The sequence below is a fragment of the Agarivorans sp. QJM3NY_30 genome (genome assembly GCF_050870855.2).
GTDB lineage: Bacteria > Pseudomonadota > Gammaproteobacteria > Enterobacterales > Celerinatantimonadaceae > Agarivorans.
Genome location: NZ_CP194038.2, coordinates 1,310,790 through 1,334,081, shown reverse-complemented (window position 1 = coordinate 1,334,081; position 23,292 = coordinate 1,310,790). Strand labels below are relative to the sequence as shown.

24 protein-coding genes are annotated in these 23,292 nt (G+C 46.4%); 17 read left to right on the top strand and 7 right to left on the bottom strand.

What is annotated here, in order from left to right; all coding sequences use genetic code 11:
• Positions 1 to 8 precede the first annotated feature (8 nt).
• The 3 genes from ACRRSX_RS06125 to yjfF are packed head-to-tail and all read left to right on the top strand — an operon-like array spanning position 9 to position 3,606.
• The gene (locus ACRRSX_RS06125) at positions 9 to 1,523 is read left to right on the top strand and encodes a sugar ABC transporter ATP-binding protein (RefSeq protein ID WP_432454079.1); all 1,515 of its coding nucleotides are present in this window, start codon (positions 9 to 11) and stop codon (positions 1,521 to 1,523) included.
• Positions 1,520 to 2,605: an ABC transporter permease gene (locus ACRRSX_RS06120; RefSeq protein WP_432454080.1), complete on the top strand. Its 1,086-nt coding sequence runs from the start codon at positions 1,520 to 1,522 to the stop codon at positions 2,603 to 2,605. The genes ACRRSX_RS06125 and ACRRSX_RS06120 overlap by 4 nt, the downstream gene beginning before the upstream one ends.
• Positions 2,605 to 3,606, top strand: coding sequence for a galactofuranose ABC transporter, permease protein YjfF (yjfF, locus tag ACRRSX_RS06115; protein WP_432454081.1), 1,002 nt, complete (start codon positions 2,605 to 2,607; stop codon positions 3,604 to 3,606). The genes ACRRSX_RS06120 and yjfF overlap by 1 nt, the downstream gene beginning before the upstream one ends.
• A 210-nt stretch (positions 3,607 to 3,816) precedes the next feature.
• Here the strand turns inward: yjfF and ACRRSX_RS06110 are convergent, their stop codons facing one another.
• Positions 3,817 to 4,584 carry a substrate-binding periplasmic protein gene (locus tag ACRRSX_RS06110; protein ID WP_432454082.1) on the bottom strand — a complete coding sequence of 256 codons (768 nt, stop codon included), beginning with the start codon at positions 4,582 to 4,584 and terminating at the stop codon, positions 3,817 to 3,819.
• Between the two features lie 108 nt (positions 4,585 to 4,692).
• Between ACRRSX_RS06110 and ACRRSX_RS06105 the strand changes: the two genes are divergently transcribed.
• Positions 4,693 to 5,919, top strand: coding sequence for a beta-ketoacyl-ACP synthase (locus ACRRSX_RS06105; protein WP_432454083.1), 1,227 nt, complete (start codon positions 4,693 to 4,695; stop codon positions 5,917 to 5,919).
• Positions 5,920 to 5,965: 46 nt separating this feature from the next.
• On the opposite strand, the gene ACRRSX_RS06100 is transcribed toward ACRRSX_RS06105, so the two are convergent.
• The gene (locus tag ACRRSX_RS06100) at positions 5,966 to 7,198 is read right to left on the bottom strand and encodes an MFS transporter (protein WP_432454084.1); all 1,233 of its coding nucleotides are present in this window, start codon (positions 7,196 to 7,198) and stop codon (positions 5,966 to 5,968) included.
• A gap of 104 nt (positions 7,199 to 7,302) precedes the next feature.
• On the opposite strand from ACRRSX_RS06100, the gene ACRRSX_RS06095 reads away from it, so the two are divergent.
• Positions 7,303 to 8,181 carry a LysR family transcriptional regulator gene (locus ACRRSX_RS06095; protein ID WP_432454085.1) on the top strand — a complete coding sequence of 293 codons (879 nt, stop codon included), beginning with the start codon at positions 7,303 to 7,305 and terminating at the stop codon, positions 8,179 to 8,181.
• A gap of 10 nt (positions 8,182 to 8,191) precedes the next feature.
• On the opposite strand, the gene ACRRSX_RS06090 is transcribed toward ACRRSX_RS06095, so the two are convergent.
• The gene (locus tag ACRRSX_RS06090; RefSeq protein ID WP_432454086.1) at positions 8,192 to 8,782 is read right to left on the bottom strand and encodes an FMN-dependent NADH-azoreductase; all 591 of its coding nucleotides are present in this window, start codon (positions 8,780 to 8,782) and stop codon (positions 8,192 to 8,194) included.
• Positions 8,783 to 9,028: 246 nt separating this feature from the next.
• On the opposite strand from ACRRSX_RS06090, the gene ACRRSX_RS06085 reads away from it, so the two are divergent.
• The 3 genes from ACRRSX_RS06085 to ACRRSX_RS06075 are packed head-to-tail and all read left to right on the top strand — an operon-like array spanning position 9,029 to position 11,115.
• A complete protein-coding gene (locus ACRRSX_RS06085; protein ID WP_432454087.1) occupies positions 9,029 to 9,859 on the top strand; it encodes an ion transporter in 831 nt (276 codons plus the stop codon).
• A gap of 8 nt (positions 9,860 to 9,867) precedes the next feature.
• Positions 9,868 to 10,578: a glycerophosphodiester phosphodiesterase family protein gene (locus ACRRSX_RS06080; RefSeq protein WP_432454088.1), complete on the top strand. Its 711-nt coding sequence runs from the start codon at positions 9,868 to 9,870 to the stop codon at positions 10,576 to 10,578.
• A gap of 39 nt (positions 10,579 to 10,617) precedes the next feature.
• Entirely contained in the window at positions 10,618 to 11,115 is a 498-nt protein-coding gene (locus ACRRSX_RS06075) for a hypothetical protein (protein ID WP_432454089.1), read from the top strand.
• On the opposite strand, the gene ACRRSX_RS06070 is transcribed toward ACRRSX_RS06075, so the two are convergent.
• Positions 11,112 to 11,654 (bottom strand): GNAT family N-acetyltransferase, encoded by a 543-nt coding sequence (locus ACRRSX_RS06070; RefSeq protein WP_432454090.1) that lies wholly within the window; start codon positions 11,652 to 11,654, stop codon positions 11,112 to 11,114. The two genes, ACRRSX_RS06075 and ACRRSX_RS06070, sit on opposite strands and share 4 nt — an antisense overlap.
• Positions 11,655 to 11,663: 9 nt before the next feature.
• Positions 11,664 to 12,008 carry a DUF2956 domain-containing protein gene (locus tag ACRRSX_RS06065; RefSeq protein WP_432454091.1) on the bottom strand — a complete coding sequence of 115 codons (345 nt, stop codon included), beginning with the start codon at positions 12,006 to 12,008 and terminating at the stop codon, positions 11,664 to 11,666.
• A gap of 159 nt (positions 12,009 to 12,167) precedes the next feature.
• Between ACRRSX_RS06065 and ACRRSX_RS06060 the strand changes: the two genes are divergently transcribed.
• Together ACRRSX_RS06060 and ACRRSX_RS06055 are read left to right on the top strand one after the other, a co-directional pair.
• A complete protein-coding gene (locus ACRRSX_RS06060) occupies positions 12,168 to 13,385 on the top strand; it encodes a uracil-xanthine permease family protein (protein WP_432454092.1) in 1,218 nt (405 codons plus the stop codon).
• Between the two features lie 205 nt (positions 13,386 to 13,590).
• The gene (locus tag ACRRSX_RS06055) at positions 13,591 to 14,235 is read left to right on the top strand and encodes a PEP-CTERM sorting domain-containing protein (protein WP_432454093.1); all 645 of its coding nucleotides are present in this window, start codon (positions 13,591 to 13,593) and stop codon (positions 14,233 to 14,235) included.
• Positions 14,236 to 14,425: 190 nt separating this feature from the next.
• On the opposite strand, the gene ACRRSX_RS06050 is transcribed toward ACRRSX_RS06055, so the two are convergent.
• Entirely contained in the window at positions 14,426 to 15,019 is a 594-nt protein-coding gene (locus tag ACRRSX_RS06050) for a LysE family translocator (RefSeq protein WP_432454094.1), read from the bottom strand.
• A gap of 116 nt (positions 15,020 to 15,135) precedes the next feature.
• Between ACRRSX_RS06050 and ACRRSX_RS06045 the strand changes: the two genes are divergently transcribed.
• On the top strand, positions 15,136 to 16,521 hold the full coding sequence (locus ACRRSX_RS06045; protein ID WP_432454095.1) for a PLP-dependent aminotransferase family protein: 1,386 nt from the start codon (positions 15,136 to 15,138) through the stop codon (positions 16,519 to 16,521).
• Between the two features lie 97 nt (positions 16,522 to 16,618).
• Positions 16,619 to 17,461 (top strand): 23S rRNA (adenine(2030)-N(6))-methyltransferase RlmJ, encoded by an 843-nt coding sequence (locus ACRRSX_RS06040; protein ID WP_432454096.1) that lies wholly within the window; start codon positions 16,619 to 16,621, stop codon positions 17,459 to 17,461.
• 139 nt (positions 17,462 to 17,600) lie between these two features.
• Here the strand turns inward: ACRRSX_RS06040 and ACRRSX_RS06035 are convergent, their stop codons facing one another.
• On the bottom strand, positions 17,601 to 18,413 hold the full coding sequence (locus tag ACRRSX_RS06035; RefSeq protein ID WP_432454097.1) for a phosphotransferase: 813 nt from the start codon (positions 18,411 to 18,413) through the stop codon (positions 17,601 to 17,603).
• 50 nt (positions 18,414 to 18,463) lie between these two features.
• Between ACRRSX_RS06035 and thiB the strand changes: the two genes are divergently transcribed.
• From thiB to ACRRSX_RS06010, 5 genes are all read left to right on the top strand, one after another.
• The gene (gene thiB, locus ACRRSX_RS06030) at positions 18,464 to 19,447 is read left to right on the top strand and encodes a thiamine ABC transporter substrate binding subunit (protein WP_432454098.1); all 984 of its coding nucleotides are present in this window, start codon (positions 18,464 to 18,466) and stop codon (positions 19,445 to 19,447) included.
• A gap of 10 nt (positions 19,448 to 19,457) precedes the next feature.
• Positions 19,458 to 21,026: an ABC transporter permease subunit gene (locus tag ACRRSX_RS06025; RefSeq protein WP_432454099.1), complete on the top strand. Its 1,569-nt coding sequence runs from the start codon at positions 19,458 to 19,460 to the stop codon at positions 21,024 to 21,026.
• Positions 21,013 to 21,714 carry a thiamine ABC transporter ATP-binding protein gene (gene thiQ / locus ACRRSX_RS06020; RefSeq protein WP_432454100.1) on the top strand — a complete coding sequence of 234 codons (702 nt, stop codon included), beginning with the start codon at positions 21,013 to 21,015 and terminating at the stop codon, positions 21,712 to 21,714. The genes ACRRSX_RS06025 and thiQ overlap by 14 nt, the downstream gene beginning before the upstream one ends.
• A gap of 80 nt (positions 21,715 to 21,794) precedes the next feature.
• Positions 21,795 to 22,133 carry a hypothetical protein gene (locus tag ACRRSX_RS06015; protein WP_432454101.1) on the top strand — a complete coding sequence of 113 codons (339 nt, stop codon included), beginning with the start codon at positions 21,795 to 21,797 and terminating at the stop codon, positions 22,131 to 22,133.
• 264 nt (positions 22,134 to 22,397) lie between these two features.
• Positions 22,398 to 23,258: an SMP-30/gluconolactonase/LRE family protein gene (locus ACRRSX_RS06010; protein ID WP_432454102.1), complete on the top strand. Its 861-nt coding sequence runs from the start codon at positions 22,398 to 22,400 to the stop codon at positions 23,256 to 23,258.
• Positions 23,259 to 23,292 lie beyond the last annotated feature (34 nt).

Here is a 23,292-nt window from a genome sequence, read left to right as displayed (position 1 = left end):
GCTTAGCGATGAATCAAGCTGTTGCAGTCCCCCCGCCGCTACTATCGACGAAAGACATTACAATTTCCTTTGGTGGGATTAAAGCCTTAGATAAGGTGAGTCTTCAGGTAGAAGCAGGGCATATTCATGCCTTACTCGGTGAGAATGGTGCTGGAAAATCCACTTTTATTAAGGTACTTACCGGTGTTTACCAGCGAGACTCTGGTGAATTATATTTAAATGGTAAAAAAATTAATAACAAAAGCGTGGGAGATTCTCAACGCACCGGGATCAGCACCGTTTTTCAAGAAGTAAATTTAGTTCCCAGCATGACTGTGATGGAGAATTTAACCCTACAATCTCAACCTCGAAAATGGGGCCTAATTGACACCCACAAAGCCAAAAGACGCGCTCAAGAGATGCTCAAAGTGGTGGGTTTAAGCATCGACCCCAATCGTTTACTCGGTAGTTTTTCAGTCGCAATTCAACAAATGATTGCCATCGCCAGAGCCTTATCTTTTGAAGCCAAATTACTGATCCTCGATGAGCCTACCGCGAGCCTGGATAAAGAAGAAATAACTCGACTATTTGCCTTAATGACCCAACTAAAACAAAAGGGCATCGGCATTATCTTTGTCACCCATTTCTTAGATCAAGTTTATCAAGTCTGCGATAGGATTAGCGTATTACGCAATGGCAAACATGTCGGCAGTTTTGAGACCAAAAACTTGCCCCGTGAAGCCCTCATACAACATATGGTTGGTCATGAACTCGGTGATTTAAATCGGAATCATGAGCATCATGATAACTGTCCTAAAATATTTCCTAAATATATAGAAATTGAAGGCTTAGCCAAACACAATGTCTTGTCCCCTGTGGACTTAAAAGTTGGCCGAGGAGAGGTGGTGACTCTCGCCGGTTTACTCGGTTCGGGACGCACTGAACTGGTGGAATTAGTCTACGGCGTAAACCATGCGGATAGTGGGAAAATTACACTTAATAATCAAGCCGTCACCATCAATACTCCCAAACAGGCAATGCAGCAACGCTTTGGACTATGCCCAGAAGATCGCAAGCATTCAGGTTTAATCGCCGAACTCAGCGTGCGCGAAAACATCATTATCGCTCTGCAGTCCCGCCAAGGCTGGTTAAAACAAATCACTAAAGCGAAGCAAAATCAACTGGTCGATGAAATGGTCAAGGGCCTACATATTGCGACTCACGATGTCGAGCGGCCAGTGGCTGAACTCAGCGGCGGAAATCAACAAAAAGTGATCCTAGCACGTTGGTTAATCACTGAGCCTAATCTTTTGATCCTGGATGAGCCCACTCGCGGGATCGACGTAGGTGCTCACCATGACATCATTTTGCTGATCCGCAAGCTCTGTGAAAAAGGCATGAGCATGTTGGTCGTTTCCTCCGAGCTAGAAGAATTAGTGGTATTTGCCGATCGCGTATTAGTAATGCGAGATAGGGAAATGGTCGCAGAACTTAGCGGCGAAGAGATCAATCGCAGCGCAATTATTGAGGCAATCGCACAATGAAATCCAGCAACTCCGCCAAAATAATCGAACATCCGGTCAAACTACAACTCAGCGCCAATGACAAAGTAGAACAAACCATGCCTAAGCAAAAACGGCTCAATCTTAAAACAATGAGCCCAATCATCGCCTTGGTGTTAATCCTCGTGGCAACGGCGATTCTTTCACCAGGTTTCTTACAACTCAAAATGGTTGATGGCCACCTCTATGGGAGCCTAATCGACATTATTCATCGCGGTATGCCAACGGCTTTAGTCGCCCTCGGCATGGCTGTGGTGATCGGAACTGGTGGCATCGACCTCTCGGTAGGTGCCATCACCGCGATTGCTGGTGCAGTGATGGCGGTCTTACTGAGCACAAGCGACTTATCCCCCATCTACATATTGCTGATCGCGCTTGCCAGTGGGTTAGCCTTTGGTTTATGGAATGGACTGCTCGTTGCTTATGTCGGAATGCAACCGATCGTTGCCACCCTTATTCTCATGGTGGCTGGACGTGGTATTGCACAGATGATTACCGGTGGCCAAATTGTCACCTTCCATTCCGACTTCTTCAACTTGCTCGGCAACGAGTTCATTTGGCTACTTCCAACGCGAGTTTGGATCTTGCTCGGCGTTGCCTTATTAGTGGCAATAGTGATCCGCAAAACCGCCTTAGGATTATTCCTGGAAGCGGTCGGAGCCAACCCGACCAGCTCACGCTTAGTTGGGATCGAGTCGAAAAAAATTATCACGCTCGCCTATGTGTTTTCAGGCCTTTGCTCTGCCCTCGCAGGGGTAATACTCGCGGCAGACATTCGCGGTGCCGATGCCAACAATGCTGGCTTATGGTTAGAGCTTGATGCCATTTTAGCGGTGGTCATTGCCGGTGCTTCCTTAGCTGGCGGACGGATCTATTTAGGCCTCACCCTGATTGGGGTACTCATTATTCAAACGCTAACCACCGCCATCTTAACCAGTGGTATTCCAGCACAATACAATCTCATCGTGAAGGCGACTATCATCCTACTGGTTCTGCTCATCCAATCGTCCACCACTCAGGATAAGTTCAAGCAGTTATTTAAAAAGAATAAGGAGTCAGCGTAATGTTAAATGAGCGAACCCTCCCGTTACTCGCCACCATTGTCGTATTCGTGACTCTGTACGCTTATGGCATGGTGGAATATGCCGGATTTAGAGATACTTTGGTGTTCACCAATCTATTAACCGATAACGCCTTCGTGATTACCACCGCCATCGGCATGACCTTTGTGATCCTTGCTGGTGGTATCGATCTTTCGGTAGGTTCGATGATCGCCTTCATTGGTGTATTTTTTGCGCACCTGGTGACCACCTTAGGACTTCACCCTCTCTTCGCTATCGGCTTGGCGCTAATTATTGGTAGCCTTTATGGCTGCATTGTTGGCTACATTATTTACACCTTTAAAATTCAAGCCTTTATCGTTACCCTGGCGGGCATGTTTTTCTTACGTGGTTTAGCCTTCCTGATCAATCTTGATTCGGTGGCAATTAGTCATCCATTTATCACTGCCCTCTCCGACTTCTATCTTGAAATACCAGGACGCGGCGGCCTCACCTTCATTGCTTTGGTGATGCTACTCTCCTTAGCGGTTGGTATTGTGGTGTCTCGCAAAACACGTTTCGGTATGAATGTATACGCCTATGGTGGCGATATCGTCTCGGCGCAATTACTTGGGGTACCCATCAAAAAAACCACTATTAAAATCTACGCCTTGAGTGGTTTTTTTAGCGCCTTAGCGGGAATTGTATTTGCCATTTATACTGGTTCTGGTTATCCCCTAGCAGCAGTTGGCGTGGAGTTAGATGCGATCGCCGCCGTGGTGATTGGCGGCACCTTGCTTAGTGGTGGAGTCGGCTTTGTGCTTGGCACCTTCTTTGGCGGAATGATCCAAGGAGTCATTCAAACCCTCATCGCTTTCGATGGCAGCTTAAACAGTTGGTGGACCAAGATAGCCATTGGAGCCTTATTGTTCTTCTTTATTGTATTGCAAAAACTAATCGTAATTGTCGTGGATCGCTACTCAGGCTATTGGCAAAACCAAGCAGCCTCGCCCTCCGAACAATAAGTGACTCACCCAGCAATCCAGTATTTCATTGTAAAACTGGATTGCTCAACGCAAATCAGAGATGCTAAATCGCAGACTTAATATGAACAAGGAGATGTTTAAGCTTAGTTTGTAAGGCAAAGATGCTAAGCCAATGTACACCAAAAAATTTTGCGGTGATAATAGCCAAGCTTAAGCTCTAGATGAAGCTGGAAAGGTAAACAAAACGATTTATTTCGAGATAAAATGAGCCGTAATTTGGCTAATGCTACCATCATTCATCATCTCAGACAGCGTCTGATTCAACGTCACCATAACCTCAGATTTGCGGTCATACTTGGCAGCTTTAGAGACTATCAAATAGGCTTCTCGAGGTTGAATAACCGGTTTGGGTAAGGCAACAATCTGTTCACTCAAACCCATCTGTTTGATGGTATAAAGAGCCACATACTCATTTTCAATAAAAGCGTCGATCCGTCCTTTAATCAGTTTTTTTATATTCTGCTCGGTATTGACCACCGCTTCTACATGAATCTGTCCGCGCTGCACAGCCTGATCAAATGTGCTACTGATTGTAAAATTGCGAACTAAGCCAATATTGCGCTGATATAAATCTTCAAGCTGATTAAAAACAAATTGATGGTCTTTTCTTACAAAAACTTTAAATGTACTCACATGAAGCGGAGTATTGCTAAAAAATGCATAACGCTCTCGCGTTTCAGTTTTAAATGCTGAAAATGCACCATCAGAAACTCCATACTGGACATTCTCTAAGGCCCTCGCCCAAGGGTAGCAGCGAATCTTGAAAGTGAAGCCTGTTCGTCGCGCTAACTCCCTAATAATTTCCACGTCAATCCCTTGCGCCCCAGCACCATTGCACCAAACGAAGGGTTTAAAATCATCTAAAGTTGCTAAATTCAAGTGGGTCGAATAGATAAACTGGGAATAAAAAAAACCTATGAAAAGAACCACTAAGCGACTAGCTTTCCTTATCGTCACAAACCGGATCCTCGTGGTCACAGTGAAGCTTAAATCAAGCGTAAAGAATAACATCAAGTAAGGATATTAAAAACATCAACAACTAAAAGAAAACGGAGGCCTATATTAATGACCAACCGAGTAGTCGTAACTGGCATGGCTGGCATCACAGCTTTAGGGACTGAGCAAGAACAGGTGTGGCAAGGCTTACGAGCCAAAAAAAATGCGGTTATACGCATCGACGAATGGGATAAGTATGATGGCTTAAATACCCGCTTAGCGGCCCCGATCCTAGAGTTTGAATTACCCAAACACTACACCCGAAAAAAAATTCGCTCCATGGGTCGAGTTGCAAAATTATCGACTCGCAGCAGCGAACTAGCGTTGATCCAATCCGGGCTAATTGACGAGCCAGCGCTCACCGATGGCCGCACCGGCATCGCGTTTGGCTCGTCAACCGGAAGCACCGGACCAGTGTCCGCCTTTGCGACCATGTTGCTCGAGCATAGTACCCGTAATATTAACGCCAATACCTATGTAGCGATGATGCCACATACCACCGCGGTCAACACCGGATTGTTTTTCGGTTTACGCGGTCGGGTGATACCAACCTCCACCGCTTGTACCTCGGGCAGTCAAGGGATTGGTTATGCTTACGAAGCCATAAAGTACGGCATGCAAACCGCGATGGTCGCTGGTGGTGCCGAAGAGCTATGTCCCACCGAAGCGGCGGTGTTTGATACCTTATTTGCCACCAGCCTAAAAAATGATACTCCCGAACTTAGCCCTCGCCCCTATGATCGAGATCGAGATGGCTTAGTCATTGGTGAAGGGGCTGGTACGCTGATTTTAGAAAATGCCGAATTTGCCAAGGCTCGGGGGGCCACAGCCATTGCTGAACTAGTTGGTTTTGCGAGCAACTGTGACGCTGCGCATGTCACCCAACCACGCGCTGAAACCATGCAGATTTGCATGGAAATGGCGCTCAAAGATGCAGGTTTATCTCCGGCAGATATTAGCTACGTGAATGGCCATGGGACCGCAACCGAGCTAGGCGACATCGCTGAAACTACTGCCACTCATCGTTTATTTGGCTCACAAACACCGCTATCCAGTTTGAAGAGTTATTTCGGCCACACCTTAGGTGCCTGTGGAGCCATCGAAGCATGGTTAAGCTTATGCATGTTACAACGCAATTGGTATGCTCCCACTCTCAACCTAGATAACATCGATAGTCGCTGTGGCGAGCTTGACTATATTCGAGGCGAAGGGCGAGTACTGGATTGCGAATTTGTGATGTCGAATAACTTCGCCTTTGGCGGCATTAATACTTCGATGATTTTCAAAAAATTATAATGATTCGCGATGCAGCAAACGGCTTGTTGCATCGCACTGTTTTAACTTAACGACGGGTACCACTGGGATCTAACAGCAATTGTTGTGCGCTTAGCTCGCCACCTTTAAGAAACCGACCGGCCACCCACAACACCCCCGTTAACGCACTCACGCTAGCGAATACGATCCCAGACCATCCCCAAACACTAAAGAAGGGCTGTAACAACACCCCACCACAAGCAGCCCCCAAATAATAACTAATAGTATATAAGGCCGAAGCACTAGCCTTGGCTTGCGTCGCATGCTGATTAACCCAAGCACTGGCTTGCGCATGGCAAAAGAAGAAGCCCATAGAAGAAACAACCATTGCCAAAAGCAATAGCCACAATTGCCCAAATAAGCTCAACAGGCTGGCTAAAGCCATTAAACTAAGCCCTGCCATGATACAACGTTTACCACCAATTTTATCGGCAATCCGTCCAGCGGAAGAAGCTGTGAAGGTGCCTCCGAGATAACTTAAAAACAATAACGAACTTAAGCTACTCGGCAAGGAATAAGGTGCGTCAGCCAAAATGAAAGTTAGATAAGAGAACTGATTAATAAATACTCCAAAACCAACGCCCCCGACTAAGTAAGCAGCCACTAACTGAGAATTCCCCAAATGTTGCTTATAGTTGACTAAACTTTGCCGCAAGCGCCAAGGACTTGCGGCTGTGGGGGCTTCCATCGGTAGTAAAAAGCACACTACTATCCCCATGCTTAAACTGAGCAGTGCAACCAAGACAAAGGCCATCGACCAAGAACCAAGTAGTTCCGCTCCCCAGCCCCCCAACAAACGCCCACCGATCCCGCCCAATGAATTGGCAGCAATAAAGATCCCCACCGATTTAATCAAGGCATTAGCATCCAACTGCTCGGCTAGGTAAGCAATCGCGACTGCGGGAACTCCGGCTAAAAATAGCCCCTGAAAGAACCGCAATACAACGATGTAATGAAACGATGGCGCAGGTACTAAACCGATCAACAAACTAATACAGGGCACCAGAATAATCGAACTTAATAGAATTTTGCGTCGCCCAATCGCATCGGATAAAGACGCCAATAATAATAGACCTAGCGCCATCCCCAACATGGCTGCCGACAAGACACTGTTGGCTGTTAGGGGAGATATTTGGTAGTCACGAGCAAAGATTGGCAGCAAAGGCTGCACTAAATACAGATTAAAAAAAGTAACTAAGGAAGCTGCCGACACGGCAGCGGTGACTCGCCAAAAACCTTTGCTATTTTGTGAATACTTCATGACTGCTTTCTCGAAGTGGGATATCTCATACTAAGCCTCCATATTGAATAAATAAAATATATTAGTATTATCGTAGTTATAAATTTTATTTATAGATGAGAGTCATGGACCTTCGACAACTCAAACAATTTGTCGCAGTGGTGCAATTAGGGAGCTTTACTGCCGCCGCAAAGCAGCTTGGCATCGCACAACCAGCGATTAGTGCAACCATCAAAAAACTGGAGCAACAGCTATCACTGCAACTGTTACAGCGAAATGAACGAAAAGTTAGCTTAAGCACCGAGGGTAAGGTGCTCTATCAACATGCCATTCAATTGCTAAAACAAGCCGAAGACACCGAACAAGCCATGCAATCGCTGCGCGGCCTAGAAAGTGGCACCGTCACCATTGGCATCCCCAGCATGATGGGCTCATACTTCTTCCCACCACTACTAATGGCCTTTAAAAGCCAATACCCGCAGCTTAATTTGTCGGTGGTGGATGCGGGTACCGAATTGGTCAGACAAAAACTACTCAGCGAAGAGTTAGACTTAGGGATTGTGGTCACTCAAAATATGCCTGCCGAATTGGTTTGTGAGCCAATTTATCGTGGAGAGCTACTGGCCTGTTGCAGTCAAGATAACCCACTGAGCCAACAGAACCAGATCAGCCATCGAGAGTTTTTAAGCCATGAACTAGTACTATTTCGCGAAGGGTATTTTCATCATCGGGTAATTGAACAAATTAGTCGTGAACAACAGATGCTGCCTCAAGTGTCTTTTCAAACGAATTTGATCCCGCTAATTAAGTCAATTGTGGCGCGAGACTTTGGGATCACTACGCTGCTGAGCATGGTAGTGCAACCGGGAGATGCTCTACACTTTTTAAGTTTTGATCCGCCGTTTTATCTGGAACTGGGGCTAGCTTGGCGACGCGATGCTTACCTATCGCGCGCCAACCAACGTTTTAAAGACTTTGTGTTAGCTCATTGTAAGGCGAACTAACAGGGCGGGCTTATACCAAAGAGGCAAGTTGCTGCTGGGCTGCTTGCATTTGCTGTTGTACTTGATCTTCACCCATGGCAAGGCCTTCCGCATAGACCACTTCAACGTCACTAATGCCAATAAAGCCCAATACTAATTTTAAGTAAGGGATCTGTAAATCGGTTGCACCATCTTTATGCATACCGCCACGAGTCGTCACGATAATGGCTTTCGTGCCCTCTACTAAGCCCTCTGGACCATTTTCGGTATAACGAAAGGTTACGCCAGCACGCGCAACCAAATCTAACCAATTTTTTAATTGAGTCGGAATAGAGAAATTATACATGGGTGCCGCAACTACCAATACATCGGTGCTTTTCAACTCTGCGATTAAACTATCTGATAACTCAAGCGCTTGTTGTTGAACAGCATTTAAGTCTGGCGCGCCGCGTAAGGCCAGTGCAATTTCACCAGTCAGTACCGGTAATGCTTCACTGACTAAATCACGGCTCACCAACTCAGATCCCTGTTCAAGGTAGCGAGCGTTCAGTTGGTCAATCAGGGCCGATGAACTAGAATGTTCACCAAGAATACTAGATTTAAGGGTAAGAATTTTTGTCATAGATTAAGTCTCCAAGTGTTGATAATAAGACTTTATCATCAAAATATTAGAATATAAACAACAAAAAATAGCAATAAAATATCTATTTTATAGAATGATTAATCATTCCATCAATGAGAAATCGGTATCCATCTCAACCCTGATTCGTCCACTCATTTCGCATCACCTGAGCAGAGACTGCGGTGACTTCTATTCCGCGTATTTGTCGATATACTAAGAGCAATGAAATAGGCAAAGGATCGACTTGTGGCACTAAAGAGTCCCCATCGTAGCAGTTTTAAAACCAAGCTTTACGACATCATTTTTGGTTATGAGAGTCCTGCGGGAAAATTGTTCGACTTACTGTTAGTCACCGCAATATTTGCCAGCGTCAGTGTGGTTATCTTAGGCTCAGTCAGCCGAATAGAAAACATGTATGATCAGTGGTTTATTAGTATTGAAGTGGTGTTTACAGTATTTTTCACCATTGAATATCTGGCTCGCTTATATTGCTCCCCAGCCCCTAAAGAATATGCCAAAAGCTTCTATGGGGTGGTCGATTTGCTGGCGATCTTGCCCACTTACCTTGCCTTACTCTATCCGCCCGCTCAAGTGATGCTGCTGTTCCGGCTACTTCGGATCTTACGTATTTTACGAGTGCTCAAACTGGTTCGTTATGTCAGCGAAGCCAATGTATTACTACGATCGCTATTATTAGCACGTCGTAAAATATTGGTCTTCTTATTTTGTATTTGCCTCATGACCACTATCTACGGCGCATTAATGTATGCCATAGAAGGCCCAGAAAATGGTTTTACCAGTATCCCCAAGGGAATTTATTGGGCTATCGTCACCATTACCACCGTCGGCTATGGCGATATTTCGCCAGTAACGCCCTTAGGTCAAGCCCTAGCTGCATTAGTGATGATTACTGGTTTTTCGATTATCACGGTGCCGACTGGCATCATTGGCGCTGAATTAGTCAACGAAATGCGTAAAGAGCATCAATCAGTCAGCTGCCTACATTGTGAACGTAGTGGCCATGACCAAGATGCCGATTACTGTAAATATTGTGGCGCAAGCCTAAGCAACGAATAAGGGGATAAATGATGTTAATCATCGCAGGACACCGTGGTGCGAAAGGCAGCACCCCAGAAAACACCTTAGCAGGTTTAGATCGAGCCGCCGAACTTGGCTTAGCATGGGTGGAATTTGACTGTTTTTTGACGAAAGACCATCAACCGGTGGTCTTTCACGACGAACATCTGGAGCGTTGTAGTAACGGCCGAGGGAAGGTCGCCGACTACAGCTTAGCCCAATTACAGCACTTAGATGCGGGTTCATGGTTTGACCCACGCTTCACTGGAGAGCATATTCCCAGCCTAAGACAATACCTATTACACGCTAAACAACTTGGTTTAAAACTCAATCTGGAACTGAAATATCACCAACAGCCACGCCAACAGTTGGTTGAGGCGGTGCTCTCTGAAATTGAGCATTGTGACTTTCCCTTAAGTGATCTATTAATATCTAGTTTCGACCATCAATTGATGTTGTTCATTCATCACCACGCCCCAGAGGTCGATCTTGCTCAATTATACGAAGATATTCCGGAAAACTGGCAGTTACAGCTGCAAGACATGAATGCCGTGGCCTGCCATTGTGACTATCGTCGGCTCACACCAGAACTAGCAAAACAAATCAAACTGGCAGGTTATCGTTTGTCTACTTACACTGTAAATGAGCCCACCGAAATCACCGCATTACTGCCTTGGCTAGATATGCTTATTAGTGACTTTCCTGAGCGATTTATATGAATCATTGAGTGAGAATCGAGTTGCTGCAGGAAGCGGAACATGAATCAGGTCAGTTTATCAGCCCAACAACAACTGAAACAAATGATCCTCGATCAAGTATTAGAGTTCCTGCTGAAAGGCGACTGGCAACAACTAGAGATGAGTCATATCGCCAATCATTGCCATATAACCGAAGTAGAACTCAATGACTGCTTTCCCAATCTGCAATCGGTGACCGCAGCAATCAACAGTCGCCTCACCCGTAATTTTATTCAGCATTTAGACCTCAGTAGTCGTGAAAACCTAAGGCTCAGTTGGCTAAATAGTCTCGAATCGCCACGATTTCGAGCCATCGTGCGTTTATTCATTGATGCTTCACAGCAAAATAATATCGCTTGGCGACTAGCCAATGTAGGTTGGAGTCAATTCACCAATCATGTGGCGAGCCAACTAGGCTATCAAGCGGTCAATCAAGACTTACCTTGGTTACTGGGCAAATCGATGCTCAGTTTCATTAATCAGCGTGGTCATATTCGTCTCAAAAGTATCGACAACTAAATAGAAGTCAACAAATCACCAGGGATCAACGAATAAATTGCGGCATGTACTGGTTTACCGTAGTCAATCACTCGTGAGCGAGCTAGGCATTCAAATTGCGCATTGGCCTTTTCTGCGACCCGACGGCTGGCCCAGTTCTGCTCAGCAATCACCAACTCCAAGCGGTTGAGTTGTAAGGCATGAAAAGCATAATCAGCCATTAATTGAACCGCTTCGGTGGCGAAGCCTGAGCCACTAGCGCTAGCGCGGATCCAATAACCTAGATTGCCCGATCGGTAATTCCATTCCAGCCGATTAATGGCAATAGCCCCCACAAAACGGCCTCCTTTGTTCTCAAAGATCCCCATGTCAAAAGCAATGTTTTTAGCCAGCGCTGCTTGGCTTAAGGCCAGCCATGAACGACTCTCAGAATCAGGATAATCTTCATCCATCCAGTTAAGCCAGCGCTGACCTGACTCAGCGGTTTCACGAACAGCCTCGGCATGAGCCAGCGCATCTTCTGGCAAATAGGGTCGGATCAGTAATCGCTTACCTAGCATTCTATCCTCCTATTGGCCAACGCCACTCAATACATACCCAGCAAAGCCTAACCATGACGCAGCAAGCAATAACCAAGGCAACCATCGCCCCTCAGCTCTTGGTTTGCCGTTGTCGAGACTAGGTGATTCCTCTTGCTGCGGCGCAACATTGGCTAGTTGCTTTTTACGCAGTTTGTCGGCTTCACGCATTTTAGTCTTATGTTGCTTTTTATACTGCTCGATCCCCTTTTGGATCCCCTGCGAAATGAGCTTAGTTTGCTCTTTGGTTTGCCCAGGGCGTTGAGTTGCTTTTGCGATGCTATCTGCGGTTGCGATAGTTTCAGTAGATACTTTTACTTTACTTGGTTTTGCCACAATGCCTCCCTTTGTTTCAATTACTTTGAACCAAACTTCTCAGCAAGTCCAAACTTTCCCATCATCCTATATATTTTTTTAGCCAGTATCATCGCGATCATTTTTTTAGTCGTGACATCAGCGTACACTGAGGCACTTTTAACTCAGGGAGAAAAACGAATGAACACCCCACTGTTGGGGGCTCAAATGCTACTTGTTGCATTTGGTGCTACCACCTTAGTTCCACTTCTAACCGGTATTAGTCCAAACCTCGCCTTATTAGGTGCTGGTATTGGTACCTTAATTTTCCAACTGTGTACTCGCCGACAAATACCGATTTTTTTAGGGAGCTCATTCGCTTTCATTGGCCCCATTATTTTAGGCATCCAACAGTTTGGCCTGCCAGCCACCCTAAGCGGTTTAATGGCCGCTGGTGTGATGTTTATTATCATTAGCGCCGTAGTCAAAGTACGCGGCGTAAAAATCATCGAACGCTTCTTACCCCCAGTGGTGGTTGGTCCGGTGATTATGGTGATTGGCTTAGGCCTAGCTCCAGTTGCGGTAAATATGGCCTTAGGGAAAACCGGTGATGGCAGTGCAGTATTAGTTGATCAAGATATTGCCCTACTCATTTCTTTAGCCGCTCTATTTACCACCATCGCTGTCTCCATTTTTGCCAAAGGCATGCTCAAATTAATGCCAATTATCTGTGGTGTGGTGGTGGGTTATGTTCTGAGCTTGTTTTTTGGCCTGGTCGACTTTAGCGCGGTTGCCAGCGCTGCGTGGTTTGCCCTGCCTGAATTTGTGACTCCCGAGTTTAATTGGCAAGCCATCCTGTTTATTGCGCCAATTGGCCTGATTGTGACCATTGAACACTTCGGCGATATTCTGGCAATCTCCAACGTGACCGGGAAGAACTTCGTCGAAAACCCGGGCATTCACCGTTCATTGCTCGGTGATGGTCTTGCGACAATGACTGCCGCCAGCTTTGGTGCGCCGCCAGTGGTGAGCTACGGCGAGGTCACCGGCGCTGTGAGCCTACTCAAAACCTACAATCCGGTGATCATGACCTGGGCCGCAGTATTTGCAATCGCCTTAGCCTTTATTGGCAAAACCGGTGCACTATTACTGTCGATCCCCGTTCCGGTGATGGGCGGCATTATGTGTTTGTTATTTGGTGCAATCGCAGCCATTGGTTTAAACACCCTGATCAGCAAACAAGTTGACCTCAGCATTCCTCGCAACCTAGTGATTGTATCGGTGACTCTGGTGTTTGGGATTGGCGGGATGGCAGTAGGCCTCGGCGAGTTCACCCTAAAAGGGGTTGGTTTGTGCGGTATTGTGGCGATTATTCTGAATCTGATACTGCCACAAGAGCCAAAAACAAGCGACAAATAAACTGAAAAACGAGCTTATTAAAATGAGCTCGTTTTTAAAAAACCTCTCGATCGACTCCAAACTCAAATCAGAAATCGCAAACAGAGAGCAGATAAATGTCTAAAATGAGCTTTAACACCCTCACTATTTGATTCTTAACCCCTGAAAAAACCATAGAAAACAATATAATCAATAAAAATTAAATCACATATGGATTATATTAATTATGAAAATTAAATCATTAGTCATTACTGCTACAACTTACAGTTTATTGTTATCTTGTAATGCGATGGCAGGCCAAATAAATTTTGATGACATCATAGGCAGAGGCGTCGCGTGGGAAGCGGACCGATACTTAAATGACGAAGTTTATTTTGCCAGCGATCAAATGTATGCATGGCAAGATCCCTCACCACAATATGGGGGGCAAAATTTAGCCACTAGTGGGTTAACTTATATATATGCCGGCGCAACCAGTAGCGCCACGGGTGCCTTTAGTATTCAATTTTTTAAAAACGGGGACCTCAATAATCCAGGTGCAACAGACAACATTCAGTTTGATGTCATTGATTATATCCAAGAGCAGACGGCTAGCTGGGGATATGAAGCTTTTGATATACAGGGCAACAGCTTATTATCGGGTCTTGGTACAGGCTCTTCGGAGACTGTCAATATCAATCTCGATATCCCCATTATTCATAGCGTAACCTTTACGCCTTCAACTGATACAGATGGAATGGATAGCTTAGTATTCGGAGATGTTGTTTCAGTATCAAATAATCAAGTACCGGAACCTGCGACATTAGCTCTTTTCACTTTGGGTTTAACAGGAATTGTGTTCAGAAGAAAAAGGCCTGTAAAATGGCAATAAATATATAGTTGGCCTCTTGTAATAGTTATCCTAAAACATGCTCATTTATTGAGTGAAATCATCCCAATTTGGGTGAACAACATTCAACCGTTCGCCCTGCCTTGATTCGGATTAATCCCAATAAACATTAATGTTTACAATAGCAAAAGAGCACTGTAATTAAATGGCAAACACAATCCATTTTTCATGTTTAAACCCATAACAACACCACACAAGCGGCAGTTAAACATGACATAGTCAGATTAAAGCGTTGCCTGGCAAGCGGCGCGTTCAGCCAACGCGCGATCAGTTTCCCAAAGCTTATCCAAACCGTGGCTGTAATCGGGTTAATCATGAAAAATGATAGGATCAAGGCAGCAATTGATGGCCAGTATTGCTCCCCGGGCAGGGCAAAACTGGCAACTGCTGAAGAACTCATCATCCAGGCCTTTGGATTGAGGTACTGAAACCCCAGCGACTCAAAAAAACTCAGTGGTCTACTCATCTGCTGCTGCGCTAACTTCGTTTGCCCCAAGATCCGATAGGCCAAATACAACAGATAGACACTCCCCACAATTTTAAGCCCCCACTGCAAGGGCGGATAATGTTGAAACACCCAACTCAAACCCAGCGCCATTAATATCAACATCGTGGCAAGACCAACCGGGATCCCGGCCATTTGCGGTAGCGTGCGTTTAAAACCAAAATTAGCCCCGGAAAACGTTAATAACATATTATTGGGCCCCGGCGTCCCAGCCATGACCAACGCAAATAACAACATTGAAGTAAAAATTGCAATATCCATAAACTAGCCCCAAAAAATTGAATCGATACAATTTGTTTTTTTTGTAAAAAATATACCCACACCATTGTATTTTCACGCTAACCTAGGGTTGAAAATCAGTCAAAAGGTTTATTGTTATGATGACAATTTGGAAAAAGCTCGCGAGCGAAGGTAATAAAGCGACTCAAATCGTAGAACAAGTGAGACAATTAATTGCCGAAGGCAGCTTGGCGCAAGGTGAAAAACTCCCCCCGCAGCGACATCTGGCAGAGTGGCTTCAAGTCACGGTAGGAACCATTAGTCGCGCTTACGCTCAGGCCGAGCAACAGGGCTTAATCCAATCCAAAATGGGCAGCGGCAGCTATGTCAAACAGCCAAACGATTTTCGTCGGCAGTGGGGCAGCCTGCAGAGCAGTCATCAGCATATTGGCATGTGGCAAAATACTGCCTTTAAGCAGGCCCGGGCTAAATCGCTTTGCCAGCTGATGGAAAACTACAGCCACGCAGGTGAACAGCTGGACCAACTGTTAGATAGCGATGGCAGTCAAAATCTACTTAGCCAACGAGAAGCGCTGTGTCACTGGACCGAGCAGCAAAGTTTTCACTTTCAAGCGGAACAATTGTTCTTTAGCTATGGGGCACAGCATGGCTTGCAACTATGTCTGATTGCCATGGATTTAGTGGGCGAACGACTACTCTGCGAGTCACTATGTTATCCGGGTTTAATCACGCTGGCCAAGCAACTCAAAATCGATTTGATAGGTCTGGAACTGGATGAACAGGGGATCTGTCCAGACAGTTTGTTACAGCACATCGAGAAGTATCATCCCAGAGCACTATACCTGACGCCGACCCTGCAAAACCCTAGCGCCGCCATCATGTCTGAGCAGCGCCGCCTAGAAATTATCGAGATTTGTCAGCAACATCAGCTCATGATCATCGAAGATGACGTTTGTGGCTTGCTCCCGGAACAGCGTCCGCGCGCCATGGTTGAGCTGGCTCCCGAGCAGGTTATCTATCTGAATAGCTTTTCCAAAGGTGCTTTTAAAGGCTTGCGTTTTGCCTACTTACACGCCCCCGTGGCATTGCTCAGTGCATTCAATAGCGCGATCCGCGGCAGTTGCTGGAATATCAGCCCCTTATTGGTGGATATTGCAATTCAATGGATCCAGGCGGGTCACGCCGATCGGGCTCTGCAACAGCAAGCAAGAATGATGAATCAGCGCGCACAACTACTCCATCATCATTTGACTGGCATGGACTATACCTACCACACAGGGGGCCTGCATTGCTGGCTGCGTTTACCGCCGGGCTGGCACTGTAACACCTTTGTGCAGGCAGCCCGCCAGGCAGGCGTAGAAGTGGCCTCCGCCGAACATTTTGTGGTGGATAACCGGTCGATCCCCAATGCGGTGCGTCTATCGATAGGCCAGGCGGAGTCGAATCTGCACCTGAATCAGGCGCTGGCAGTTTTAGTGGACTTGCTCAAAACCGCCCCTTCCCCGCCACAACAGATCATTTAGCCTTGTTAACCTTGCATCTGCTCGGGTCTGTACCTAGACTAGCGCATTATCATCGGCTTTCGCCGATGCCCTTTTTATGTAAAGCCGAGACTACACTTTGTTAAGCTATCGCCACTCCTACCACGCGGGTAATTTTGCCGATGTACTGAAACACTTAGTACAACAACGGATCATTGCCTATCTCACCCAGAAAGATAAACCACTGTGCTACATCGACACTCATGCGGGTGCCGGCGCCTATAGCTTAAATAGTCCAGAGGCCAACAAAAGAAGTGAATTCGAAAATGGCATCGGCAAGTTATGGGATGCCGACGACTTGCCGGAGTTGTTAAAAAGCTATCTGAAACTGGTGAATCAATTACATCCCGAGAAAACCCGTCAGTATTATCCGGGCTCGCCGTGGATTGCCAAAATGATGCTCCGCCGCGATGATCGTTTGTTTCTGCACGAACTACACCCCAGCGAACAGGCACCACTGCACAGCCTGTTTCAACGAGATCGTCGCTGTAAGATCCGTCAAGAGAATGGCCACCAAGCTTGTATTGCTTTGATGCCACCAAAAGAACGTCGCGGCCTGGTATTGATCGATCCTTCTTACGAAGTTAAAGATGAATATCAAACGGTGGTCAAAACCCTGATTGAATCGCACAAACGCTTTGCCTCGGGTAGCTATGCACTATGGTATCCGGTGGTCGAACGCTTTCGCATCGACAAACTGGAAAAAGCGCTGCTCAACAGCGGGATCCGGAATATCCAGTTATTTGAATTAGGCATTCAACACGACAGCGACGAGTTTGGCATGACCGCCAGTGGCATGATCGTGATTAATCCGCCCTGGACCTTAATGAAAGAGATGCAACAAGTACTGCCCTACCTGGCCGACACCTTAGGCGAAAACGGCGAAGGCAACTGGCGCGCCGAAATCTTAGCCGAAGAGTAAACGACAAGGCTCCAAGAACAGCCAGCACTTGGCTGCTCTTGGATACAGCGTGAGTAAAAGCTTATTCGTCGGTGAGCTGTGAACATGAACTGCTTAGCTTGGCGCTAACTTCAAGCAAATATTTAACACCAATCCTCAGCTAAGCGCTCACTGTCATCAGCCATGCTTGGCTGCGCTCGGCAAGTAACGGCAACTCTGGCTGATATTGCCAATACCAAGCCAAGTCTAACAGCGCCACTGCATTCACTAACAAATCAAACTGAGCGCCGCTTAAACCAGAGAGCTGTTGTAACTGTTGTCGTTGCAGGAGATCGACCGGACAACGCTGAGCAACACTGGCGGCATCCCAGCCTGCCATCGAGCAAGCCGCATATTCCCAGTCCAGCACCAACAAACGCTGCTCTGGAGTCAGCAACAGATTATCTAGATGCAGATCGTGATGATTAAAGGCTACGCCACTAGGCCATTGTTGTCGCTCGAGCCATGCTAGAGCTTTAGCCCGCCAGCCTTGTGCCGGTTTGGCCTTCACATCACTAACGTAAGCCTGTAAATACTTCGGCATATCGAAAAAAGGCAGGCCCCGACCTCGCGCTGGTAATTGCTCAAGGATCGCGAGCACTTGTTGCCATAAGGTCGGTTGCTGCCACTGCTGCGCACTAACCACCTCACCAACTTGATAGTAATACAGCAAAAATTGATGACGATAACTTAAAGAATGTAAACTGATTACCCACGGAAGCCCCTCAAGCTGTTGTAATACTTCCCTTTCGCGTTGATAATCCAAGCCGTAACAAGGCTGTTGTTGATTTAAGCGTAAGACAAGCCGTTCGGTTTCCGTTTCCAGTAACCACGAGTGCTGATGACCGCCGGCCAAACGCTCAATTTTTAACAAAGGGGCGAGGTGTCGCTGCAGGTACCCGTAAATTGACGGGGGCAGCGCATTATCTAACAAATCAACATCCAACAATGGTCCAAGCGCAATCAATAATCAAGGAGTGTAAGATGAAAAAACTGCTATGGCTAGCCTGCTGTGCAATCAGCCTTGTCGGCTTTAATAGCCAAGCTAAAACACCGCTAACAGTCTATACCTACCAGAGCTTTGTCTCTGAATGGGGGCCAGGACCGGCGCTCACCAAAGCCTTTGAAAAGCAATGCGACTGTAGCATTAACTGGGTCGGCTTAGATGATGGGGTTGCCATCTTGAATCGTCTTAAATTAGAAGGCGGACGCAACCAAGCCGACGTAATTTTAGGTTTAGATACCAATCTTATTCCTGAAACAAAGGCACTAAATGCGGTGCAAGCCCACCAACTCGACTTACCTAAACTTGCCATCGATTGGCAAGATAAAGATTTTATCCCCTTCGATTACGGCTATTTTGCTTTCATCTACGATAATCAAAAACTCAAACAGCCACCGACATCGATGGATCAACTGATCAACAACTTCGATGGTACGATTTTGTATCAAGACCCTCGCACCAGTACACCGGGTCAGGGTTTAATGTTATGGGTTAAAGCCCTATATGGCGACAAGGCCAGCTCAGCCTGGCAAAAGTTACAGGCAAAAACTGTCACTGTGACCAAAGGCTGGAGTGAAGCCTATGGCATGTTTTTAAAAGGCGAAGCTGATTTAGTACTGAGCTACACCACCTCACCGGCCTACCATATAATCGTCGAACAAGAAAATCGTTACCATGCGGCAGAGTTTAGTGAAGGACATATGCGCCAAATTGAAGTGGCTGCCATTAGCGCCACTAGCAAACAACCACAGCTAGCCAAGCAGTTTTTAAGCTTCTTGTTAAGCAAAGCCGCGCAACAAACTATTGCCACCAGCAACTGGATGTTACCGGTGACAAACGACCTTGAATTACCCGAAGCCTTCGGTACATTAATCAGCCCCAAAAACCTAACGCTCGACCCACAAACTGTGAGTCAACAGCGTCAACAATGGACTAAAGAATGGCGTAATGCAGTAAGTCAATAAACGAACCTCGGTGTCTAAACTTCCCGCCCTTCTCGGCTACAGCGCGACCACGGTGATCTGTTTGATCGTGGTCGCCGCGTTCTATGGCTTAGCCGAACAAGCAACAGCGCTAAGTTGGTCAGCCTTTCACGCCCCCTACCTTTGGCGAGTGCTACGCTTTAGCCTATGGCAAGCCTTACTCTCGGCATTACTATCCTGTGTTGGCGGGGTATTAGTCGCCCGAGCCTGGTTTTATCTACCCAGCAAAACCATCCCATGGCAATTACGTTTAGCCAATTTGTGTTTTGTCAGTCCAGTGATTTTAGTGGTACTAGGATGTGTCGGAAGTTTTGGACATAATGGATTTTTGCAACACTTGAGCCCATTTTCGTGGAATATATACGGTTTACCCGGTATTTTATTGGCTCATTGTTTTCTCAATATGCCCTTAGTCGCCCGCTATTGCTACCTGCAACTAAACGATGTCCCCGCCAGCTATTGGCGCCAAGCGAAACAGCTAGGTTTTAGTGACTGGCAACGCTGGTGCAATATCGAATGGCCGTTGCTACGCTCCCGCCTCAACGGCTTGTTTGGCCTAGTTTTTCTACTTTGTTTTGGCAGCTTCACCATCGTATTAGCGTTGGGAGGAGGCCCTAAAAGTACCACGCTTGAGGTGGCGATTTATCAAGCCTTACGCTACGACTTTGACCCGCTCTTTGCACTGCAATGCGCATTGTTACAATTACTGATTGCTGCCAGTCTTGGCTGGCTCTTGCTCGGGCGAGAACAAAATGATGCGCTCCGCTTGCAGCAGTCCTACCTGGAACCAATGCCTACAAGCGCCCGACAACGCAGCAGCTATCGCCTACTGATTGCGTTCTACTATTTATTTATTCTATCAGTCATTATCGGCATTTTTAGTCCGCTGCAGCAGTTAAACTGGCAGCAACTCCCTTGGCAGCTGTGGCTCAATAGCACCTACTGGTCGCTCAATATTGCTCTGCAAAGCTGCCTATGGGTGCTACTATTAGGCACCGCTTTACTCGTCCAATATGCAAATAACCAACAGCAACAACGCCGGCAACATACCAGTAAATTGCAGGAACTACTGGCATCAATTATGTTGTTAACACCAGCGATGGTGATTACCACTGGGCTATTTTTCCTACTTATCAGCCGCGCTAACATCGACCATTACACCCAATACTTAGTCGCCCTGATTAACGCCTTAATGAGCTTGCCATTTTTTATTCGTAGCATGAAACCAGCACTCAACGATATGCTAAATCAGTATCGTAAGTTGAGTCTAAGCTTAGCACTGCCCTTCACCAGTCAGGTGCGCTACCTCGCGTGGCCCCTGCTGCGTAAACCGCTAAGCATGGCTTTAGGTTTATGCATGGTATTGTCGCTGGGAGATATGGGGGTAATCGCATTGATTGGGAATGTTGATGTGGTCAGCTTGCCGCTGTTACTCTACCAACAACTCGGCAGCTATCAGTATGCCTTAGCCAGTGCCACCGCTTTGATCCTATTACTCCTTTGCGGCGCTATATTTTTATTACTCGATATCAGTTTAGGGCGCAAGCATGTTAAAAATTGAACAACTCACTTGCCTTCGGCAACAGCAACCGTTCACTTATCAATTAACCGTTGAAGCGGGTGAAGTAGTCGCGCTACTAGGTGCCAGTGGCAGTGGTAAAAGTACGTTATTGGAACTGATCGCTGGCTTTGTCAAGCCGAGTGCAGGCCAACTCACTTGGCAAGAGCAAGACTTGTTAAGCCTAGCAATCGCGCAGCGCCCTGTCACCTCGTTGTTCCAGCAACATAATTTGTTTCATCATCTGAGCTTAGAACAAAACATCGCCTTGGGCATTAGCCCTGCACTCAAGCTCACCCAACTGCAACAGCAACAGCTACATGAAGTTGCCTCCAGCTTAGGCATTACGAGTCTGCTCGACAAACGCCCCGACCAAGTCTCTGGTGGGCAACAACAACGCGCGGCCTTAGCGCGTTGCTTATTGCGCCAGCAACCAATTTTATTACTCGATGAGCCCTTTAGTGCCCTCGACCCTGTGCTACGCCTAGAATGCTTAGATTTAGTGAAAGATTTAGCCAAGCAATGGCAATTTGCAGTGCTCATGGTCACTCACCAATGGCAAGATGCGCAGCGCGTCGCCAAGCGAGTAGCATTTATAGAACAAGGTCAGACTCGTCAATTCGCCGCAACCGAGCACTTAGCAGCGCATCCAGCTAATGCGCACATTGCTCATTACTTAGCCTGCAGCTAATAATCCTAAAGATGAATGACAATTGGCCGATAAATTAGCGGATCAATAAAGTATCTAATTCATCGGCAAGGTCGCTCTCTATGCAAGTTAATTACAATTTACAAGCTGCCTCATTCGAATCCGTCTATAAAGCTCGAGAACGAATAGAAAATACGGCGCCTCGGCAAACCTTAACCGAATATACGGCACGGCGACAAATGAGCAACCCCGGCTCCGCTGTATTTGGCAATAACGATGTAAAACCCGGTTTAACCGCAACCCAGCTGCGTGATAGCGATGATGCAAAACAAGCCAATCGTAAACAGATCCGCGAGGCCATGGGCGCCAGTGTCGACCAATCGGCAACCCATATTCGCCTGTATTATCAATACATGGAAGAAAAAGGCACTCGTGGTCCACAACTGCTAGCAAGAGCCTGAAGAGTCAAGGCTCCTGCAAACATACACAGCTCTCTTACCAATAAAAATGATATCGAAAGCGCCAACTAAAACTGGGCAATCTGCTCGCAAACTACGGCCATATGCAGACATAACGCAGGCCGAGTACCGTAGATCATAAAGTAAAAGTTCAAATTCAGTTCTTAAAACAATCATCCCGACTTTCACTTGATAATGATTTGTTTTTAAAGCAAATTACCCCTATTCAATTGCCAACAACAGATCTATTCAAGGAAATAACGCCCCATGTCGGTTCACGTTTTAGATTGCCCAGCGAATCAACTCGGAGAAAGTCCGCTTTGGGACGCAAGCCGCAACCGGTTAATCTGGGCAGATATCAAAGCCAAAAAAGTATGCTTCTATGACTTCACCATCCAGCAGTATTCCGAAGTATTATTGTTTGAAGAGGTTGGTTGTCTCACCTTACATCAATCTGGCGCAATTTTGCTCGCACTAGAAAATCAGCTCGGTTATTTAAGCCCCAACAACCATAACTACGTCAAGCTACAGGAGCTTGAAGCGAACCAAACCAATAATCGCTTTAATGAATCTTGCTGCGACAACTTGGGTCGATGGTGGTTTGGCAGTCAGTCACTTGATGGCCGAGCATCGATTTATAGAATGGACTTAGATGGCTCAGTCAGCCAACAGGTGTCGTCGCTATATACCGTTAACGGAATGGCCTTCGCTCCCGATGGGAAAACCCTCATGTATTCGGATTCGTTCCCGACAGAACAGCAAATATGGCAATGTGCATATGACCAACAAACTGGCCAGATCCTTGATCATCGCAAATTCTTAAATACCACTGATTTGGATTTTAGGCCCGATGGGGCAATGTTTGATTCCCAAGCTGGCTATTGGTTGGCTGGTATTGATTCCGGTAAACTACTCAGATTCGATCTGGAACAACGACGAATTGTTGATAGTTATCAACTTCCCAGTAAGTTAGTTAGCAAATGCTGCTTTATTGGACCTCAACTTAGCACGATTGCAGTGACCTCCATTCAAGATAAGCAACGACAATCATCGGGCCATGTCTACTATTTTGACTCAAAATACACAGGCAGAGCAGCAACTTTATGCCAAGTTAAGCTACCGATTTAGGCAACAAGTACCCGCTCAAAACCTGAGCTAAACA

Coding starts and splice junctions, on each gene's coding strand:
- ACRRSX_RS06125 (WP_432454079.1), top strand. CDS start 9: ATGAATCAAGCTGTTGCAGTCCCCCCGCCGCTACTATCGACGAAAGAC.
- ACRRSX_RS06120 (WP_432454080.1), top strand. CDS start 1,520: ATGAAATCCAGCAACTCCGCCAAAATAATCGAACATCCGGTCAAACTA.
- yjfF (WP_432454081.1), top strand. CDS start 2,605: ATGTTAAATGAGCGAACCCTCCCGTTACTCGCCACCATTGTCGTATTC.
- ACRRSX_RS06105 (WP_432454083.1), top strand. CDS start 4,693: ATGACCAACCGAGTAGTCGTAACTGGCATGGCTGGCATCACAGCTTTA.
- ACRRSX_RS06100 (WP_432454084.1), bottom strand. CDS start 7,198: ATGAAGTATTCACAAAATAGCAAAGGTTTTTGGCGAGTCACCGCTGCC.
- ACRRSX_RS06095 (WP_432454085.1), top strand. CDS start 7,303: ATGGACCTTCGACAACTCAAACAATTTGTCGCAGTGGTGCAATTAGGG.
- ACRRSX_RS06090 (WP_432454086.1), bottom strand. CDS start 8,782: ATGACAAAAATTCTTACCCTTAAATCTAGTATTCTTGGTGAACATTCT.
- ACRRSX_RS06080 (WP_432454088.1), top strand. CDS start 9,868: ATGATGTTAATCATCGCAGGACACCGTGGTGCGAAAGGCAGCACCCCA.
- ACRRSX_RS06075 (WP_432454089.1), top strand. CDS start 10,618: ATGAATCAGGTCAGTTTATCAGCCCAACAACAACTGAAACAAATGATC.
- ACRRSX_RS06070 (WP_432454090.1), bottom strand. CDS start 11,654: ATGCTAGGTAAGCGATTACTGATCCGACCCTATTTGCCAGAAGATGCG.
- ACRRSX_RS06060 (WP_432454092.1), top strand. CDS start 12,168: ATGAACACCCCACTGTTGGGGGCTCAAATGCTACTTGTTGCATTTGGT.
- ACRRSX_RS06055 (WP_432454093.1), top strand. CDS start 13,591: ATGAAAATTAAATCATTAGTCATTACTGCTACAACTTACAGTTTATTG.
- ACRRSX_RS06050 (WP_432454094.1), bottom strand. CDS start 15,019: ATGGATATTGCAATTTTTACTTCAATGTTGTTATTTGCGTTGGTCATG.
- ACRRSX_RS06045 (WP_432454095.1), top strand. CDS start 15,136: ATGATGACAATTTGGAAAAAGCTCGCGAGCGAAGGTAATAAAGCGACT.
- thiB (WP_432454098.1), top strand. CDS start 18,464: ATGAAAAAACTGCTATGGCTAGCCTGCTGTGCAATCAGCCTTGTCGGC.
- thiQ (WP_432454100.1), top strand. CDS start 21,013: ATGTTAAAAATTGAACAACTCACTTGCCTTCGGCAACAGCAACCGTTC.
- ACRRSX_RS06015 (WP_432454101.1), top strand. CDS start 21,795: ATGCAAGTTAATTACAATTTACAAGCTGCCTCATTCGAATCCGTCTAT.
- ACRRSX_RS06010 (WP_432454102.1), top strand. CDS start 22,398: ATGTCGGTTCACGTTTTAGATTGCCCAGCGAATCAACTCGGAGAAAGT.